The organism is Pseudomonas sp. Pse79 (assembly GCF_024519615.1).
GTDB lineage: Bacteria > Pseudomonadota > Gammaproteobacteria > Pseudomonadales > Pseudomonadaceae > Aquipseudomonas > Aquipseudomonas veronii.
Genome location: NZ_JALJRR010000019.1, coordinates 95,662 through 112,630, shown reverse-complemented (window position 1 = coordinate 112,630; position 16,969 = coordinate 95,662). Strand labels below are relative to the sequence as shown.

Below are 16,969 nucleotides of genomic sequence, written 5' to 3'. Positions count from 1 at the left end.
GACCTCTTCCACCAGCAGGTGGTCGATGCCGACGTCGCCGAACTCATTGATCAGCAGCGCCGTGTCGCCGAGGCTTTCGCCCTGCAGCAGGCGCGTGAGCAAGCTGGTCTTGCCACTGCCGAGGAAGCCGGTGATGACGTTGAGGGCAATACTCATATGTTACCTCCGCCTCTTGTAGGAGCGAGCTTGCTCGCGAAAATCATCAACGATAACGCGGGCATCCTGGATGCACGCGGCGTTCTCGGGCTTTTCGCGAGCAAGCTCGCTCCTACAGGGGCATTCCAAGTGATCGAGTAGTTGCGGTCGAGGGGGTCCAGCTGGCGCCCGAGCATGGTTTCGGCCGCTTGCCAGAGTTGATCCAGGCCGATATGAACACGCCCGCGCAGTTGCACGTCGTTGTTGAGGGTCGCGAGGATCGGCGCCGGGTCGGCCAGGCCGGTGGTTTCCGGGATCACCCGCTTGAAGGCCACCTCTTCCACCAGCAGGTGGTCGATGCCGACGTCGCCGAACTCATTGATCAGCAGCGCCGTGTCGCCAAGGCTTTCGCCCTGCAGCAGGCGCGTGAGCAAGCTGGTCTTGCCACTGCCGAGGAAGCCGGTGATGACGTTGAGGGCAATACTCATATGTTACCTCCGCCCCTTGTAGGAGCGAGCTTGCTCGCGAAAATCGTCAACGATGACGCGGGCATCCTGGATGCACGCGGCGCTCTCGGGCTTTTCGCGAGCAAGCTCGCTCCTACAAGGGGCATTCCAAGTGATCGAGTAGTTGCGGGTCGAGGGGATCCAGCTGGCGCCCGAGCATGGTTTCGGCCGCTTGCCAGAGTTGATCCAGGCCACTGGCCAACGCCTGCTTGCCGGTCGCGCCGAGCAGCAGGTACGACGCGCCCTGGAAGTCTTCGACCTTGAGCCGGAACACCGCCAGCACCTGGTTGATCGCGGCGATCCGGCGCAGGCGTTCGCGGCGCCGGGGCAACTCGTCGCCCAGGGGGTCGCTCCAGTGCAGGTCTTCGCCGAGCAGCCCGCAGAGTCCGCACATGGCTATACCCCGCTCATGGCATGACATCGCCGGAGTTCGGGCCCAGGGTCTGGCCGACGAACAGGTTGCCGCCCGGCTCGCTGGCCAGCAGCACGGCGGTCGGCGCCACTTCGTCGGCCAGGCCGAAGCGGCCCAGGGGCAGTTCGGCGGCCTTGGCGCGCTTCCAAGTGTCGCTGATGCCGCCCACCAGCGGCGTTTCGATGGGCCCCGGCGCGATGGCGTTGACCAGCACGTTGTCCTTGGCGACTTCCAGCGCCAGGGATTTGGTAAAGCCAATCACCCCAGCCTTGGCCGCGGCGTAGTGGGTCAGCTCGGCGCCGCCCTTGATCCCCAGTTGCGAGGCGACGTTGATGATCCGTCCCCAGCCCTGCGCCAGCATGTGCGGCAAGGCGCGCTGGCTGGCGACGAAGACGCTGGTGAGGTCGACGCGCAGCATGTCGTTCCACATTTCGATCGTAAGGTCGACGCAGCGCGCCTGGGTGAGCATGCCGGCGTTGTTGACCAGGATATCGATGCCGCCGAAATGTTCGACGCAACGGTCGACACTGGCCTGGGCGCCTTCGACGGTGCCGACATCGGCCAGGCACTCGAACACTTGCGCGCCGAGGTTGCGGCAGGTGACGGCGGTTTCGGCGAGGCTGACGGCATTGCGGTCGGCCAGCAGCAGGCGCGCGCCTTCGGCGGCATAGGCACGGGCGATGGCGGCACCGATGCCGCTGCCGGCGCCGGTGATCACGGCGCGGCGGTTAGTCAGTTGAGGCATACACAAACTCCTGAAAAAACACAGTACCCAGGTGGGGTCAGTCGGGCCAGCGCACGGTCAGGCCACCGTCGATGACGATGCTTTGCCCGGTCAAATAGCTCGACGCGTCACTGGTCAAAAACTGCACCAGCGACGCCACTTCATCCGCCCTGCCCACCCGGCCCAGCGGAATCGCCCGCGCCGCCTTGGCCAGGCCTTGCGGCCCGAGGGAGTTCTGCGCATCCAGCGATTGCGGCGTCTCGATCAAGCCCGGGATCACCGCATTGCAGCGAATCCCCAACGGCGCCAGTTCCACCGCCAGCGAGCGGCACAACCCCGGCACACCGGCCTTGGCCGCCGCGTAATGGCTGTGTTCCTGCCAGCCATATACGCCGCCGGCAATCGACGAAATCGCCACCAGCGCACCGCCTGCGGGCATATGCCGGGTCGCTGCGCGGAAGGTACGCATCACCCCGGTCAGGTCGACATTGAGCATTTCGTCCCACACCTGATCGGTCATTTCCAGCAGCGGCGCCCGACGCAGCAGACCGGCATTGGCCACCGCGTAATCGAGGCGGCCAAAATGCTGCACGGCCTGGGCCGCCAAGGCGTCCACCGAGGCGCTGTCGCCGACGTCCAGCGGCAGCATCAGGCACTCGCCGCCCGCTTGCTCCACCAAGGACACGGTGGTGCGCGGGTCATGGGGATCGGCCGGGTAATACCCGCCCACCACGGCCACGCCGCAACGCGCATAGGCCACGGCGAGGGCTTGGCCGATGCCGCTGGCGGCACCGGTAATCAAGGCAACTTTACGGTTCATCGAACACTCCTTACTGCACGGTTTCCGGGCGCACATGGCGTGCGGCGAACATCAGCACGCCGGACAAAAAGCACGGCACGGCGCCGAACCACAGGGCGGCGGTCTGCCAGTCGCTGCCGGCGGACAACACTTGCGTCGCGCCGAACCCCGCGACCACCGCACCGATCGGGCCCATGGCATGGATGATCGCGCCGCCGGTGGCGCGGATGCTGGTGGGGAAACTTTCGCTGATAAAAAACAACGCCGCCGAATACGGCCCGATCAGGAAGAACAGGCCCAGGCTGTACAGCCCGACCACCATCGCCATGTTGCTCGGGCCGAACAGCATCCCGGCGAACGACAGCCCGCCGAGCATCCAGCCCAGGCCGATGACATTGCGGCGGCCGATCTTGTCGCCCATCCAGCCGTGGCTGAGGTAACCGCAGTAACCCACCAGGTTCGACAGCACGAGGATGATCAGCGAGTTCTCGAACGAGATGTGGTGAACGCTGACGATCACCGACGTGCCGAGCACGCTGAACACCTGGATCGCCGCCCAGTTGAGCAACAGCGCGGCGCCGATCACCAGGGTGGCGCGGCGGGCCGGGCCTCGGAAGGCGGCTTTGAGGCCGGCTTTGCTGTGCTCGTCGTAGTCCACGCCATAGGTCACGGCAACGTTTTGCGCTTCACTCACCGCGCCGCTTTTACGCAGCTCGCTGATGCGCTGGTGGATCTGGAACTGCGGGCTCTCCTTGAGCTTGCGCGCCATGATCGCAATCACGATGGCCGGGATCGCAGCAAAAATGAAGCACCCCTGCCAGCCGATGATCGGCAGCAACAGCGCGGTCAAACCGGCGGCAATCAATGCACCGACCGGCCAGCCGCCCTGCACCAGGCTGTAGATAAACCCGCGACGCTTGGTCAGTCGGGGGTCTTCCGAGGCGCCATACAGCTCGCTCAAATACGTGGCGTTGACGGTTTCCTCGGCATAGCCCAGACCGCCCAACGAACGGATCAGAATCAGCGGCGACTTGCCCCACGCCCCACCGATCGCGGTCAGCGCCGAGCACACTGCGGAACCGGCCACGGTGAAGATGATCCCTTTGCGTCGCCCCAACTTGTCGACAACGGGGCCAATGGCAAACGCCACCACCGCCGTGCCCACCGCCACCCAGGTCGCGATTTCAGCTTGCTCCACCTCGCCCCAGCCGAAGTGCCGGCCGATCTCCGGCAGCAACGTGCCGAACAGGATGAAGTCGTACACCGCAAACACCCAGGCGAAAAACGCGATCCAGGTGGCGAAGCGCACTTCCTGGGACGTCAGTTGCCGGGGTTTCCAGCCAGTCAGGTCAAGCTTGTTGTAGATGGACATGAATCGCGCCTCAAAGGTGGGGGATCAGCTACGCGGTTTGAACCCATCTTGTAGGAGCGAGCTTGCTCGCGAAAATCATCAACGATGACGCGGGCATCCTGGATGCACGCGGCGTTCTCAGGTTTTTCGCGAGCAAGCTCGCTCCTACAAGGGCTGGGGATCAGGTACGCGGTTGCCGACGGATAAAGTCATCGGCGATTTCGTCGAAGGTGACGAAGCGCACGCCGGCATGGCTCTGAATGTGTTCGATCAAGCGTTCGAGCATCAGCAGCACTTGCGGGCGGCCGGACACGTCGGGGTGGATGGTCATGGTGAACACCGCGTGTTCGTGTTCGCGGTAGACCCAGTCGAACTGGTCGCGCCACATTTCTTCGAGGTGACGCGGGTTGACGAAGCCGTGGCTGTTGGGCGCCTTTTTGATGAACATCATCGGCGGCAGGTCGTCGAGGTACCAGTTGGCCGGGATCTCCACCAGGTCGGTTTCTTCGCCGCGTACCAGGGGTTTCATCCAGGTGTCGGGGTGCTGGCTGTAGTCGATCTTGGTCCAGCTGTCGCCCTTGCGCACGTAGTAGGGGTGGAAGTCGTTGTGCATCAGGCTGTGGTCGTACTTGATGCCTTTTTTCAGCAGCAGCTCGTTGGTGACCTTGCTGAATTCCCACCACGGTGCGACGTAGCCAGTCGGACGTTTGCCCGTCACTTGGGTGATCAGTTCGATGGACTTGTCGAGCACAATTTCTTCCTGCTCGGCGGTCATCGCGATCGGGTTTTCGTGGCTGTAGCCGTGTACGCCGATTTCGTGACCGGCGTCGGCCACCGCCTTCATCTGCGCGGGAAAAGTTTCCATCGAGTGGCCGGGGATGAACCAGGTGGTGCGCAGGCCGTAGCGCTCGAACAGTTTGAGCAGGCGCGGCGTGCCGATTTCACCGGCGAACAGGCCGCGGGAAATGTCGTCGGGCGAGTCTTCGCCGCCGTAGGAACCGAGCCAGCCGGCGACGGCGTCAACGTCGACGCCGAATGCACAGAGGATGTCTTTAGCCATGGGGGTGTCTCCTTAGATAGTCAGTTGGGATTCGACGGACAGCGCCGCCCGCAACAGGCGTGCGTCTTCCCCCGTCGGGGCGCTGAGCAGCAGCCCGGTGGGCAAGCCCAGCGCGTCGCAGCCGCTGGGCAAGGTGACGCCGGGCATGTCGAGCAAACTGCCGGGCATGGTCAGGCGCAGGGTGGCGAGGTTGGTGCTTGCAAAGCGTTCGTCGTCGACTTCCAGCGCTGCCAGCGCCGGGGCGACATGGGCGACGGTCGGGGTGATCAACAGGGCGCCGTCGAGTTCGTCGACCAGTTGCTGTTGCAGGCGGCGACGCGCGTCGATCAGTTGGAGCAGGCGGCTGGCCGGCAGCGACCGCGCCGCTTCGAGGCGGCGCCGGACACGCGGGTCGAGCCGAGCGGCGTCGGGGCTGTCGAGCAGCGCTTCGTGCAGGGCGAAGGCTTCGAACGCGCCGAGCCAGCCTTGCTGCTGGATCAGTTCCAGGGTGGCCTGGAAGGTGGCGCACGGGCGCACGTCGATCAGCGCGCCGGCGGCGTTGAGTTGCTCGACGGCGCGCAGCAGGTTGTTGCGCACCGCCGGTTGCACGTCATCCAGCAGGCGTTGCTCAAGCACCAGGCGCAGGCCCTTGAGGCTGCGGGCGCGGTGGGTTTGCCGGCGGCCGTTGAGCAGGTCGTCGATGGCCAGCACATCACGCACGCTGCGGGTCAGCGGGCCGAGGCTGTCGAGGGTGCGGGCCAGCGGGAACACACCGTCGCGGCTGTAGCGCCGACTGCTGCTGCGGTAACCGACCAGGCCGTTGAAGGCAGCGGGGATGCGGATCGAACCAGCGGTGTCGGTGCCCATGGCGATGGGCACGATGCCAGCGGCGACGGCCACCGCCGAACCGGACGACGAACCGCCGGGAATCCGCGGCTGGTCACGCCCATGGGGGTTGTGCGGCGTGCCGAAATGCGGGTTCAGGCCAAGGCCGGAATAGGCCAGCTCGCTGAGGTTGGTCTTGCCCACGCTGACCATCCCGGCGCGGCACAACAGGCCCACGCTCGGCGCATCGAGCAAGGCGGCGGGCGCGTCGCGGCGGTAGGCGGCGCCGGCGGTGGTGATGCTGCCGGCCACGTCGAACAGGTCTTTCCAGGCCAGGGGCACGCCGTCGAACACACTCAAGGGCTGGCCGGCGCGCCACCGGGCGGCGGCGGCTTCGGCTTCGCGGCGGGCGCGGTCGGCGGTCAGGGTGATAAACACCGCGGCCGCGCGGCTCGCGTGGTCGAGCGCCTGTTCGAGGGCTTGCACCGGGTCGCTGCGACCGCTGGCGAAATCCTCGGCCATTGAAGTGGCGTTTGACATCAGGTTGACCCTCATAAAACGTACATATTAATAAAATGTACATTTAATAAAGGCAGCTTTCGTGCCAGTCTGTGTCGATGACTTTTCCCGCGGTTGCGATTTATCGACCAGAGCGCCGGGCTAGATGGTTTTGTAGGAAGCAAAAAAACCTGGCGCGGACTCTGCAACGCACGCCCAAGCCAATAATGTATCTTTTATGAATAAGTACATTTTAGTGCAGAAAAGTAACAGCCCTAGATTCAAGGCCCCAAAAAAGTGCCACCGACGTGGCGCGGAGTGACAGGCGCATCTATGAGAGAATCCCCGGCTTCGTCCTACATACACCAGACCTCTTTACCTCAGAGAACACGATGAAAGCAGTGTCCGCCTCGGCCTCCCGTTACGCGATGATTCACCAGCTTTTGCGTGACGCGATCGTCAACGGCACCGCCCGCCACGGCTTGGTCCTGCTCGAAGCACCGCTGGCCGAATTGTTCGGCACCAGCCGCGTGCCGGTGCGCAAGGCGCTGGACCTGCTGCATGCCGAAGGGTTGATCTGCCGTTTCAACGGGCGCGGTTACCTGATCAACCCCGAGGGCGTGGCCATGGAACCGCTGCGCCTGCCGCTGAGCGCTGCGCACCTGGGCCTGAACGACGAGGACGAGTTGGTGGATACACGGCCGTTGGGCGAGCGGATCGTCGAGGAAATCGGCGCGGCGCTGTCCACCTGCATAGCCTTTGGCCATTATCGCCTGGATGAGCAAGCCGCCGCCGACCACTATGGCGTCAGCCGCGCAGTGGTGCGTGAAGCGCTGATGCGTCTGCGCGACCGTGGCCTGGTGGAAAAAGAGCCCTACTCCCAATGGCTGGCCGGGCCGTTGACGGCGCGGGAAGTCACCGAAGACTACGAACTGCGCGCCTGCCTGGAGCCCGAAGCACTGCGCCAGAGCGCGCCGAACCTTGACCGCGCGCTGCTCGAAGCCATGTTGCAACGCGTGCTCGACGCCCAGGACAGCCCGCAGTGCAGCCTCGAAGCCATCGAGCAGATCGAAGAAGACTTGCACCAACGCTGCCTGGCCGGCCTGCAGAACCGCAAGATCGCCGCGCTGATCCGCCAGGGCCAGAGCCCGATGATCATCAGTCGGATTTTCTATCGCTTGCTGGGGATCGGCGCCGACCCGGCGATGCTCGCCGAACACCGCTTGATCCTTGAATTGTTGCTGCACGGCGCGTTCGATGCGGCGGCGTTGAACCTGCGCGAGCACCTGCAACGGGCGCGGCAGCGGATGTTGCAGCGGTTGAAGGTGTTGTCGGTGTTGCCGGAACAGCCCCTGCCCGCCTACCTGCACAAAATCAGCTGACGGCATGCGGTTAACCTTGTGGGAGCAAGCCCCCTCCCACCTTGACCGGGTCTCTGCAGTAATTTCATGCAATATGTTGCTATCTAGCCCCCGCCATTGAAACCGCCGCTGGCCCGCCCCATCTAACTTGCATACTTCCTGATGCAGGTGCCCCATGAGCGACCAGCAAGATACCCCCGATTACGACGCCAACGAATACGCCGACCCTGAAAACGCCGAGGTTCACTCGTCCAATACCGGCCTGGCCCTGCCTGGGCAGAACCTGCCGGACAAGGTCTACATCATCCCGATTCACAATCGACCGTTCTTCCCGGCGCAAGTATTGCCGGTGATCGTCAATGAAGAGCCGTGGGCCGAAACCCTGGAGTTGGTGAGCAAATCCGACCATCACTCCCTGGCCCTGTTCTTCATGGACACGCCGCCCGAAGACCCGCGGCATTTCGACACCTCCGCGCTGCCGCTGTACGGCACCCTGGTCAAGGTCCACCACGCCAGCCGCGAAAACGGCAAACTGCAATTCGTCGCCCAGGGCCTGACCCGCGTGCGGATTCGCACCTGGCTCAAGCACCATCGCCCACCGTACCTGGTGGAAGTCGAATACCCGCACCAGCCGACCGAGCCGACCGATGAGGTCAAGGCCTACGGCATGGCGCTGATCAATGCGATCAAGGAACTGCTGCCGCTCAACCCGCTGTACAGCGAAGAGTTGAAGAACTACCTCAACCGCTTCAGCCCCAACGACCCGTCGCCGCTGACCGACTTCGCCGCCGCCCTCACCTCCGCCACCGGCAATGAGTTGCAGGAAGTGCTGGACTGCGTGCCCATGCTCAAACGCATGGAAAAAGTCCTGCCGATGCTGCGCAAGGAAGTTGAAGTCGCGCGCCTGCAAAAAGAACTCTCCGCCGAGGTGAACCGCAAGATCGGCGAGCACCAGCGCGAATTCTTCCTCAAGGAACAGCTCAAGGTCATCCAGCAGGAGCTGGGCCTGACCAAGGACGACCGCAGCGCCGACGTCGAACAGTTCGAACAGCGCCTGGAAGGCAAAGTGCTGCCAGCCCAGGCGCAGAAACGCATCGATGAAGAACTGAACAAACTGTCGATCCTCGAAACCGGTTCGCCGGAATACGCGGTGACGCGCAACTACTTGGACTGGGCAACCTCGGTGCCGTGGGGCGTGTACGGCAAAGACAAGCTCGACCTGAAACATGCGCGCAAGGTCCTGGACAAACACCATGCCGGGCTGGACGACATCAAGAGTCGTATCCTCGAATTCCTCGCGGTGGGCGCTTATAAAGGCGAAGTCGCCGGTTCCATCGTGCTGCTGGTCGGCCCGCCGGGCGTGGGCAAGACCAGCGTGGGTAAATCGATTGCCGAATCCCTCGGGCGGCCGTTCTATCGCTTCAGCGTCGGCGGCATGCGCGACGAGGCCGAGATCAAGGGCCATCGCCGCACCTACATCGGCGCCCTGCCCGGCAAGCTGGTGCAGGCGCTCAAAGATGTGGAAGTGATGAACCCGGTGATCATGCTCGACGAGATCGACAAGATGGGCCAGAGCTTCCAGGGCGACCCGGCTTCGGCGCTGCTGGAAACCCTCGACCCGGAACAGAACGTCGAATTCCTCGACCACTACCTGGACCTGCGCCTGGACCTGTCGAAAGTGCTGTTCGTGTGTACCGCCAACACCCTCGACTCGATCCCCGGCCCTTTGCTGGACCGCATGGAAGTGATTCGCCTGTCGGGCTATATCACCGAAGAGAAAGTCGCCATCGCCAAGCGCCACCTGTGGCCTAAGCAGTTGGAAAAAGCCGGCGTGTCGAAAAACAGCCTGACCATCAGCGACGGCGCCCTGCGCGCATTGATCGACGGCTACGCCCGCGAAGCCGGGGTGCGCCAGTTGGAGAAACAACTGGGCAAGCTGGTGCGCAAGGCGGTGGTCAAGCTGCTGGATGAGCCGGAGGCGGTGATCAAGATCGGCACCAAGGACCTGGAAAGCTCCCTGGGCATCCCGGTGTTCCGCAACGAACAAGTGCTGTCTGGCGTCGGCGTGATCACCGGCCTGGCCTGGACCAGCATGGGCGGCGCGACCCTGCCGATCGAGGCGACCCGCATCCACACGCTCAACCGTGGGTTCAAGCTCACCGGGCAGTTGGGTGAGGTGATGAAAGAATCCGCTGAAATCGCCTACAGCTACGTCAGCTCCAACCTGAAATCGTTTGGCGGTGATCCGAAGTTCTTCGATGAAGCCTTCGTCCACCTGCACGTCCCCGAAGGCGCCACGCCGAAGGACGGCCCCAGCGCTGGCGTGACCATGGCCAGTGCGCTGTTGTCGCTGGCGCGCAACCAGCCACCGAAGAAAGGCGTGGCCATGACCGGCGAGCTGACGCTGACCGGGCATGTCCTGCCGATTGGCGGGGTGCGTGAGAAGGTGATCGCGGCGCGGCGCCAGAAGATTCACGAGCTGATCTTGCCGGAGCCGAATCGCGGCAGCTTTGAGGAATTGCCGGAGTATCTGAAGGAAGGGATGACCGTCCACTTCGCCAAGCGCTTTGCGGATGTGGCCAAGGTGCTGTTCTGATCGTCCTTTAGCGCTTGGGCGGGCGTCATCGCGCGCAAGCCCGCTCCCACACTTGACCGAGTACATCCTTTGGAAGGCGGCCAAGATGTGGGAGCGGGCTTGCGCGCGATGGCGTCCGTCGCCGCCCTCTTGTCACACCCTGTCGCATCTTCGGTTATGCTCGCCCTTCGTCGCACATCAACGGAGCCTCCATGACCGCTGCCCGCCTGCTTCTCCCCTTGAGCCTTGCCCTGCTGGCCGCGTGCGCCAGTGCCCCGCAGCAAAACGTCAGCGTGGAAAAACAGAGCGCCTGCCCGCTCCAGCTCAAAAACGGACAAAACCTGATCCTGACCCTGCCAAGCAACCCCACCACCGGCTACCGCTGGGCCATCCAGGATTCCGCCGGCGGCGTGCTGCGCGCCCTGGGGCCCGAGGTCTACAGCAGCACAGAATCCGGCGTGATCGGCGGCGGCGGCCAGTCCACCTGGCGCTTCCAGGCCTTTGCGGCCGGCCAGGGCCGTTTGCGCCTGACTTCCCAGCAACCCTGGGAACCGGAAGCCGAACCGGCCGAGACCTTCGACTGCGCCATCACGGTGAACTGATATGCCATGGCTGATTCTTGCGTTGATGGGCGCCGGCACCTTTATCTACGGCCTGACCGTCCACGCGGCGTTACTGTGCCTGCTGGTCAAACCGTTGCCGGTGCTGGCGCTGCTGGGCTGGCTGCATGATGCGCCGCCGAGCGACTATCGACGCTGGATCAGCCTGGGGCTGATTTTCTCCCTGGTCGGCGATGTGCTGCTGGCGTGGCCGGGCGACTTGTTTATCTTTGGCCTGGGCGCGTTTCTGTGCGCGCACCTGGCGTACCTCAAAGCCTATTTCAGCGACTGCCGACGCTTGGCGTGGCTGCCGTTGGTGCTGGCGCTGGGCGTCGGCGCGATGCTGCTGAGCATCCTGATCGCCCATGGCCTCGGCGACTTGCTGATTCCAGTGGTGGTCTACGCCTTGGTGATCAGCGCGATGCTCTGGCGGGCGCTGGCGCGACTGGGCAGCGCGGTGCCCAAGCGTTCGGCGCTACTGGCGGCGGCGGGGGCCGTATCGTTTGTGGTTTCCGACACGCTGATCGGTATCAATCGCTTTGTGCTGAGCTTCGACGCGGCGCCGTATCTGCTGATCGCCACTTACTGGCTCGGCCAGTGGGGCATCACCGCCTCGGCGTTCCATCAGACAACCCGCGCATCCAAGGAGCAACTTGGCTAAAATGCCCGCCTTTCCCCCCTCGTCGCCGGAACAACCGTGAGCAAAGAACCCGATCGCCTATTCGCCCAGCCCCTGCCCCAGGTGCCGGACTTCGCCTTTAACGAAGACGTGGTGCGGGTGTTCCCGGACATGATCAAGCGCTCGGTGCCCGGTTATCCGACCATCGTCGAAAACCTCGGCGTGCTCGCCGCGCAGTTCGCCCAGCCCAACAGTGTGCTGTACGACCTGGGGTCCTCCCTCGGCGCGGTCACCCAGGCGTTGCGCCGCCACGTGCGTACCGACGGCTGCCACGTCATCGCGGTGGATAATTCGACGGCGATGGTCGAGCGCTGCCGCGAGTACCTCAATGGCCAGGACTCGATGTTCCAGGAGTTGCTGCCGGTCCAGGTGATCGAGGGCGATATCCTCGCGCTGCAGTTCCAGCCGGCCTCGGTGGTGGCGCTGAACTTCACCCTGCAATTCATCGCCCCCGATCAGCGCCTGGCGTTGCTCGGGCGCATCCGCCAGGCGTTGTTGCCCGGCGGTGCGCTGATCCTCTCGGAAAAGCTGCGCTTCAATGACCTTGAAGAACACGCGCTGCTCACCGACCTGCACATCGCGTTCAAACGCGCCAACGGCTACAGCGAGCTGGAAATCGCCCAGAAGCGCAGCGCCATCGAAAACGTCATGAAGCCCGACAGCCTCGAAGAACACCGCGAACGCCTGCTGGCGGCCGGGTTCTCGAAAGTCGTGCCGTGGTTCCAGTGTCTTAACTTTGCCTCGTTGATTGCCTTGCCATGATTGATCTGTCCCCCCTCGCCCGCCATCTGGTCGGCACTCCCCTGGCCGTGTGGGCCCAGGGCCTGCAAGCGCAACTCGATAGCAAGATGGAAAAGGGGCATGGCGACCTGGAGCGCTGGCAGAGCGCGCTGGATGCATTGCCGAAGATCCAGCCCAGCGAAGTCGATTTGCTCAATGGCCTGACCCTCGACAGCGATTGCGACGACGCCACGCGCGCGCAGATGCACAGCGCATTGATGGGCCTGTGCCCGTGGCGCAAGGGCCCGTTCCACTTGTTCGGCGTGCATGTGGACACCGAATGGCGTTCGGACTGGAAGTGGTCGCGGGTCGCGCCGCACCTGGACCTGAAGGGCAAGCGCATTCTCGATGTAGGCTGCGGCAATGGGTATTACATGTGGCGCATGCTCGGCGCCGGTGCCGACAGTGTGATCGGCGTGGACCCGAACTGGCTGTTCTTCTGCCAGTTCCAGGCGGTGCAACGTTACCTGTCGGCGCCGAACGCGTGGCACCTGCCGTTCCCGTTCGAGGACTTGCCGGCGAACCTGGAAGGCTTCGACACTGTGTTTTCCATGGGCGTGTTCTACCACCGTCGCTCACCGATCGAGCATTTGCTGGCGCTGAAAGACTGCCTGGTCAAAGGCGGTGAACTGGTGCTGGAAACGCTGGTGATCGAAGGCGATCAGCAACAGGTGCTGGTGCCGGAAGACCGCTACGCGCAGATGCGCAACGTATGGTTCCTGCCATCGGTGCCGGCGTTGATGCTGTGGCTGCGCCGGGCCGGGTTCAGTGAGGTGCGCTGTGTGGATGTGAGCGTGACCACGGTTGAAGAACAGCGGGGGACGGAGTGGATGAAGTATCAGTCGCTGAGTGACTTCCTCGACCCGGAAGACCATAGCAAGACGATTGAAGGGCTGCCGGCGCCGATGCGGGCGGTGATCATCGCCAGGAAGTGACCCCAATCTCCCTGAAAAAATGAAGATCAAAAATGTGGGAGGGGGCTTGCCCCCGATAGCAGTGTGTCAGTCAGCTTATCTATAGCTGACCCACCGCCATCGGGGGCAAGCCCCCTCCCACATTTGCTCATCAGTGTTCTTTAGAGGGCTGGTTTGGCCCGGCGGGCCTTGAAGAACTCGCTCAACACCGTCCCGCATTCCTCGGCCAGTACCCCGCCTTCAAACAGCACCCGATGGTTGAGAAAGCCCTGGGTAAAAAACTGCCCTTGGCTTTGCACAATCCCCGCCTTCGGCTCCAGTGCGCCGTAGACCACCCGCGCAATGCGCGAATGCACGATCAGGCCCGCGCACATGCTGCACGGTTCCAGCGTCACATACAGCGTGCTGCCGGGCAGGCGATAGTTGCTCAGCGTCTGGGCGGCGGCGCGGATGGCGACCATTTCGGCATGGGCGCTGGGGTCGTTGCCGCTGATCGGGCAATTGAAGCCACGGCCGATGATCACACCGTCCTGCACCAGCACCGCGCCCACCGGCACTTCGCCCAACGCCGCGCCCTGTGCCGCCAGGGCTAGGGCTTCGCGCATGAAGTCCTGGTCGCGGCTGCGGTCGATGATCGCCGTGGGGCGAAACTGGCGCATCACGCTACCTCGATGGCGGCCATCAGGCCGGTTTCCATGTGGTCGATCACATGGCAGTGGAACATCCACACGCCCGGGTTATCCGCCACCAGCGCGACGCGGGCACGTTCGTTCTTGCCCAGCAGGTAGGTGTCGGTGAAGTACGGAATCACCGTGTGGCGGTTCGAAGCGATCACCTTGAAGCTCATGCCGTGCAGGTGGATCGGGTGCTGGTATTGGGTCATGTTTTTCAGTTCGAAGATGTAGCTCTTGCCCTTCTCCAGCTTGGCAATCGGGCGGTCGGCGCAGGCCTTGTCGGTGATGTCCCAGGCCTGGCCGTTGATCTGCCACAGGCTCGGCGGTTTGCCGTTGTCGACGTTGACCGACACCGAACCGACCCATTCGAAATTGAAGTTGAGTTTCTCGGCGTTGGCCAGGTCCGGCTCGCTGATCGGATTGGCGGGCAGCGCCGGCGGCCATGCGCTCGGCGCGTCGGCGTTGGCCACCGAACGGAACGTGCCCAGGCGCACCGGGCCGTTGCGGATCGACAATTCTTCGCCCGCCGGCGGGGCCTTGATCGCCAGGCAGAGGCGCATGCCCGGGCCGAGCCAGTATTCCTTGCCCAAGGAGCGCGGCTCGATGGGGTTGCCGTCCAGCGCATAGATCTGCGCGTCGGCGTCGGGAATATTGAGGCGATAGGTCAGCGTGTTGTCGAGGTTGAGCAAGCGCACACGGGTGATCTGCCCGGCCGGCAAATCGATCACCGCCTGGGCCACGCCATTGATGGTCGACAGGCGCCCGGCCGTACCGCCACGCGCCGCTTCACGGGGCACGCTGAAGGCGACAAAGGCACCCTCTTCGTCGACGTGCCAGCTTTTCAGGCTGAGGGTGCGTTCGTGCTTGAAACCGGTGGGTTCGCGCTCTTCCACGATCAGCGGGCCGACCAGGCCACGGCCAAGTTCTTCGCTGCTGTTCACATGGGGGTGATACCAGTAGCTGCCGGCGTCGGGCACGCGGAACTTGTAGTCGAAGTATTCGCCGGGCAACACCGGCAATTGCGAGACGTAGGGCACGCCGTCCATTTCCAGCGGCAGGCGGATGCCATGCCAATGGATGGTGGTGGCGACCGGCAGGTGGTTGATGAAACGCACCCGCAGCCATTCGCCCTGGCGCACGCGCAGTTCGGTGCCGGGGGCCGACGGGCCGAACGCCCAGGCTTGGGTCTTGTGCCCCGGCACCAGTTCCACATCGAGGGGCGCGGCGATCAGTTCGTAGTCGTGTCCCGCCTCGGCCTCGGCGACTTTCCCCAGCCAGTAGCGGTAGCCGCCACCGGCACCGACGCCCACTACGGCCAGGCCGGCAAGACCACCCAGGATTTGTCGACGGGAAAAGGATCGGGACACAACAACCTCACGTATCTGCTGCGGGCCGAGGGCCTGCAAAGGGCAGATACGATACACCTGCGACGGCTAAACAGTAAGACTTCGCATTGCCGCATGCCAAAAACACCGAGGACTGATGTGGGAGGGGGCTTGCTCCCGATTGCGGTGGGTCAGCTATAGATGAGTTGACTGACACACCGCTATCGGGGGCAAGCCCCCTCCCACATTGGATCTTCATTGTTTTTAGTGTTTGGCAGCGGCCAGGATCAGGGCCTTCATCTCGGCGACCGCACCTTTGAAACCGACGAACAGCGCATGCGCCACCAGCGCGTGGCCGATGTTCAGCTCGTTGATGCCCTTGATCGCCGCCACGGCTTCGACGTTGTGGTAATGCAGGCCATGGCCGGCGTTGACGATCAGGCCTTCACGCAGACCTTGGGCCACGCCGTCGATAATGCGCTGCAACTCGGCGGCGACTTCGCTCGGCGTGGTCGCATCGGCATAACGCCCGGTGTGCAATTCGATGGCCGGCGCACCGACCCGGTGCGCGGCTTCGATCTGGCGCTCGTCGGCGTCGATGAACAGCGAGACTTCGCTGCCGATCTGCGACAGACGCTCCACCGCAGCCTTGATCCGCGCTTCCTGGCCGGCCACGTCGAGGCCGCCTTCGGTGGTCAGTTCCTGACGGGTCTCCGGCACCAGGCAGATATGCGCCGGGCGGATGCGCTCGGCGAACGCCATCATTTCTTCAGTGACGCCCATTTCGAAGTTCATGCGGGTTTGCAGCACGTCCTTGAGCAGCAGCACGTCGCGCTCCTGGATGTGACGGCGGTCTTCGCGCAGGTGTACGGTGATGCCGTCGGCGCCCGCTTCTTCGGCGTCCAGCGCGGCTTTGACCGGGTCTGGGTAACGGGTGCCCCGGGCCTGGCGCAGCGTGGCGACGTGGTCGATATTGACGCCGAGAAGAATGCGATTGCTGGTGGTCACGGAAGCGCTCCTGAAAAGGGGAAAGAAACGCTGCACAGCATACACGGGGTTGTCAGGGCTTTCGAAACAACTCGCGACTGACCAGCGGCCGCCCGCCCAGATGCACGGCCAGGGCCTGGCGCATCAGGCGCTTGGCGGCGGACAAGGCGCCGGGGGCGCTCCAGTCGGCTTCGCTCATGGCCAGCAGCTCGGTGCCCTGGAACAGGCCGGGTTGCAGCAGGTACACACGCTCCAGGCCGGCGTCGACCTGCAGACGATACATGCCGTCGGCGGCAATGGGTTCGCCATGCAGGTCGTTACTCAGTTCGAAGCCATAGCCGAGGTCGTCGAGCAGGCGCCATTCGAACGCGCGCAACAGCGGCTCCAGCGGGCGGCCTTCGGCCAGGGCCAGCAGCGTCGCGGCATAGTGATCGAAGACCGCCGGGTGCGGGTCTTCGGCCGGCAGCAGGCGGATCAGCAATTCATTGAGATAGAGGCCACTGAACAGCGCTTCGCCATTGAGCCAGGCAGAGTTGCCGACGCTTTCCAGGCGGCCGACGTTTTTCAGCTCGCCCTTGCCACGAAACTCCACGTCCAGCGCCACGAATGGCCGCGCCAAAGTGCCCGCCTTGCCCCGCGCACTGCGCAACACCGCGCGCAGGCGACCTTGGGGCGTGAGGAAGTCCACCAAGGCGCTGGTCTCGCGGTAGGCGCGGCTGTGCAGCACGTAGGCGGGCTGGCTGGGAGGCGGGGTTGAGGACATGGGTTCTCGTTGCTGGAATGCAC

17 protein-coding genes and 2 pseudogenes are annotated in these 16,969 nt (G+C 64.0%); 7 read left to right on the top strand and 12 right to left on the bottom strand.

The features are described 5' to 3' along the window. From NR164_RS22215 to NR164_RS22190, 6 genes and pseudogenes are all read right to left on the bottom strand, one after another. On the bottom strand, positions 1–156 hold a 156-nt coding region (locus NR164_RS22215; protein WP_306218216.1), incomplete at its 3' end, for a GTP-binding protein. 89 nt (positions 157–245) lie between these two features. After that, a pseudogene (locus tag NR164_RS22210) lies at positions 246–623 on the bottom strand (GTP-binding protein); the annotation flags it as partial. 112 nt (positions 624–735) lie between these two features. Further along, complete coding sequence (locus NR164_RS22205) at positions 736–1,035, bottom strand: hypothetical protein (protein WP_017844560.1); 300 nt, start codon at positions 1,033–1,035, stop codon at positions 736–738. Between the two features lie 13 nt (positions 1,036–1,048). Continuing rightward, the gene (locus NR164_RS22200) at positions 1,049–1,798 is read right to left on the bottom strand and encodes an SDR family NAD(P)-dependent oxidoreductase (RefSeq protein WP_017844559.1); all 750 of its coding nucleotides are present in this window, start codon (positions 1,796–1,798) and stop codon (positions 1,049–1,051) included. A 37-nt stretch (positions 1,799–1,835) separates the two neighbouring features. After that, entirely contained in the window at positions 1,836–2,597 is a 762-nt protein-coding gene (locus tag NR164_RS22195; RefSeq protein ID WP_017844558.1) for an SDR family NAD(P)-dependent oxidoreductase, read from the bottom strand. 10 nt (positions 2,598–2,607) lie between these two features. After that, positions 2,608–3,948: an MFS transporter gene (locus NR164_RS22190; RefSeq protein ID WP_017844557.1), complete on the bottom strand. Its 1,341-nt coding sequence runs from the start codon at positions 3,946–3,948 to the stop codon at positions 2,608–2,610. Positions 3,949–4,010: 62 nt separating this feature from the next. On the opposite strand from NR164_RS22190, the pseudogene NR164_RS22185 reads away from it, so the two are divergent. After that, positions 4,011–4,097: pseudogene (locus NR164_RS22185) on the top strand (outer membrane lipoprotein carrier protein LolA); the annotation flags it as partial. 11 nt (positions 4,098–4,108) lie between these two features. Here the strand turns inward: NR164_RS22185 and NR164_RS22180 are convergent. Together NR164_RS22180 and NR164_RS22175 are read right to left on the bottom strand one after the other, a co-directional pair. Next, positions 4,109–4,987 carry a polysaccharide deacetylase gene (locus NR164_RS22180; RefSeq protein ID WP_046488589.1) on the bottom strand — a complete coding sequence of 293 codons (879 nt, stop codon included), beginning with the start codon at positions 4,985–4,987 and terminating at the stop codon, positions 4,109–4,111. 12 nt (positions 4,988–4,999) lie between these two features. Next, positions 5,000–6,331, bottom strand: a complete 1,332-nt coding sequence (locus NR164_RS22175) for an amidase (protein ID WP_256823263.1) — start codon at positions 6,329–6,331, stop codon at positions 5,000–5,002. A 350-nt stretch (positions 6,332–6,681) separates the two neighbouring features. On the opposite strand from NR164_RS22175, the gene NR164_RS22170 reads away from it, so the two are divergent. The 6 genes from NR164_RS22170 to cmoB all read left to right on the top strand — a co-directional run bounded on the left by NR164_RS22170 (position 6,682) and on the right by cmoB (position 13,218). Next, complete coding sequence (locus tag NR164_RS22170; protein WP_046384581.1) at positions 6,682–7,671, top strand: GntR family transcriptional regulator; 990 nt, start codon at positions 6,682–6,684, stop codon at positions 7,669–7,671. Positions 7,672–7,825: 154 nt separating this feature from the next. Beyond that, complete coding sequence (gene lon, locus NR164_RS22165; RefSeq protein ID WP_079442920.1) at positions 7,826–10,246, top strand: endopeptidase La; 2,421 nt, start codon at positions 7,826–7,828, stop codon at positions 10,244–10,246. Positions 10,247–10,437: 191 nt separating this feature from the next. Continuing rightward, the gene (locus NR164_RS22160; RefSeq protein ID WP_017844552.1) at positions 10,438–10,827 is read left to right on the top strand and encodes a protease inhibitor I42 family protein; all 390 of its coding nucleotides are present in this window, start codon (positions 10,438–10,440) and stop codon (positions 10,825–10,827) included. Between the two features lies 1 nt (position 10,828). Next, the gene (locus tag NR164_RS22155) at positions 10,829–11,485 is read left to right on the top strand and encodes a lysoplasmalogenase (RefSeq protein WP_046384582.1); all 657 of its coding nucleotides are present in this window, start codon (positions 10,829–10,831) and stop codon (positions 11,483–11,485) included. Between the two features lie 36 nt (positions 11,486–11,521). Further along, positions 11,522–12,265, top strand: a complete 744-nt coding sequence (gene cmoA, locus NR164_RS22150) for a carboxy-S-adenosyl-L-methionine synthase CmoA (RefSeq protein ID WP_017844550.1) — start codon at positions 11,522–11,524, stop codon at positions 12,263–12,265. Continuing rightward, positions 12,262–13,218 carry a tRNA 5-methoxyuridine(34)/uridine 5-oxyacetic acid(34) synthase CmoB gene (cmoB, locus tag NR164_RS22145; RefSeq protein ID WP_102617531.1) on the top strand — a complete coding sequence of 319 codons (957 nt, stop codon included), beginning with the start codon at positions 12,262–12,264 and terminating at the stop codon, positions 13,216–13,218. The genes cmoA and cmoB overlap by 4 nt, the downstream gene beginning before the upstream one ends. A 140-nt stretch (positions 13,219–13,358) precedes the next feature. On the opposite strand, the gene tadA is transcribed toward cmoB, so the two are convergent. The 4 genes from tadA to recO form a co-directional block, all read right to left on the bottom strand. After that, positions 13,359–13,856 (bottom strand): tRNA adenosine(34) deaminase TadA, encoded by a 498-nt coding sequence (gene tadA, locus NR164_RS22140; protein ID WP_256823262.1) that lies wholly within the window; start codon positions 13,854–13,856, stop codon positions 13,359–13,361. Then, positions 13,856–15,238, bottom strand: coding sequence for a multicopper oxidase family protein (locus NR164_RS22135; protein WP_057004312.1), 1,383 nt, complete (start codon positions 15,236–15,238; stop codon positions 13,856–13,858). The genes tadA and NR164_RS22135 overlap by 1 nt, the downstream gene beginning before the upstream one ends. A 222-nt stretch (positions 15,239–15,460) precedes the next feature. Further along, the gene (gene pdxJ / locus NR164_RS22130) at positions 15,461–16,204 is read right to left on the bottom strand and encodes a pyridoxine 5'-phosphate synthase (protein WP_017844546.1); all 744 of its coding nucleotides are present in this window, start codon (positions 16,202–16,204) and stop codon (positions 15,461–15,463) included. Between the two features lie 52 nt (positions 16,205–16,256). Next, positions 16,257–16,946, bottom strand: coding sequence for a DNA repair protein RecO (recO, locus tag NR164_RS22125; RefSeq protein WP_017844545.1), 690 nt, complete (start codon positions 16,944–16,946; stop codon positions 16,257–16,259). Positions 16,947–16,969: the final 23 nt, after the last annotated feature.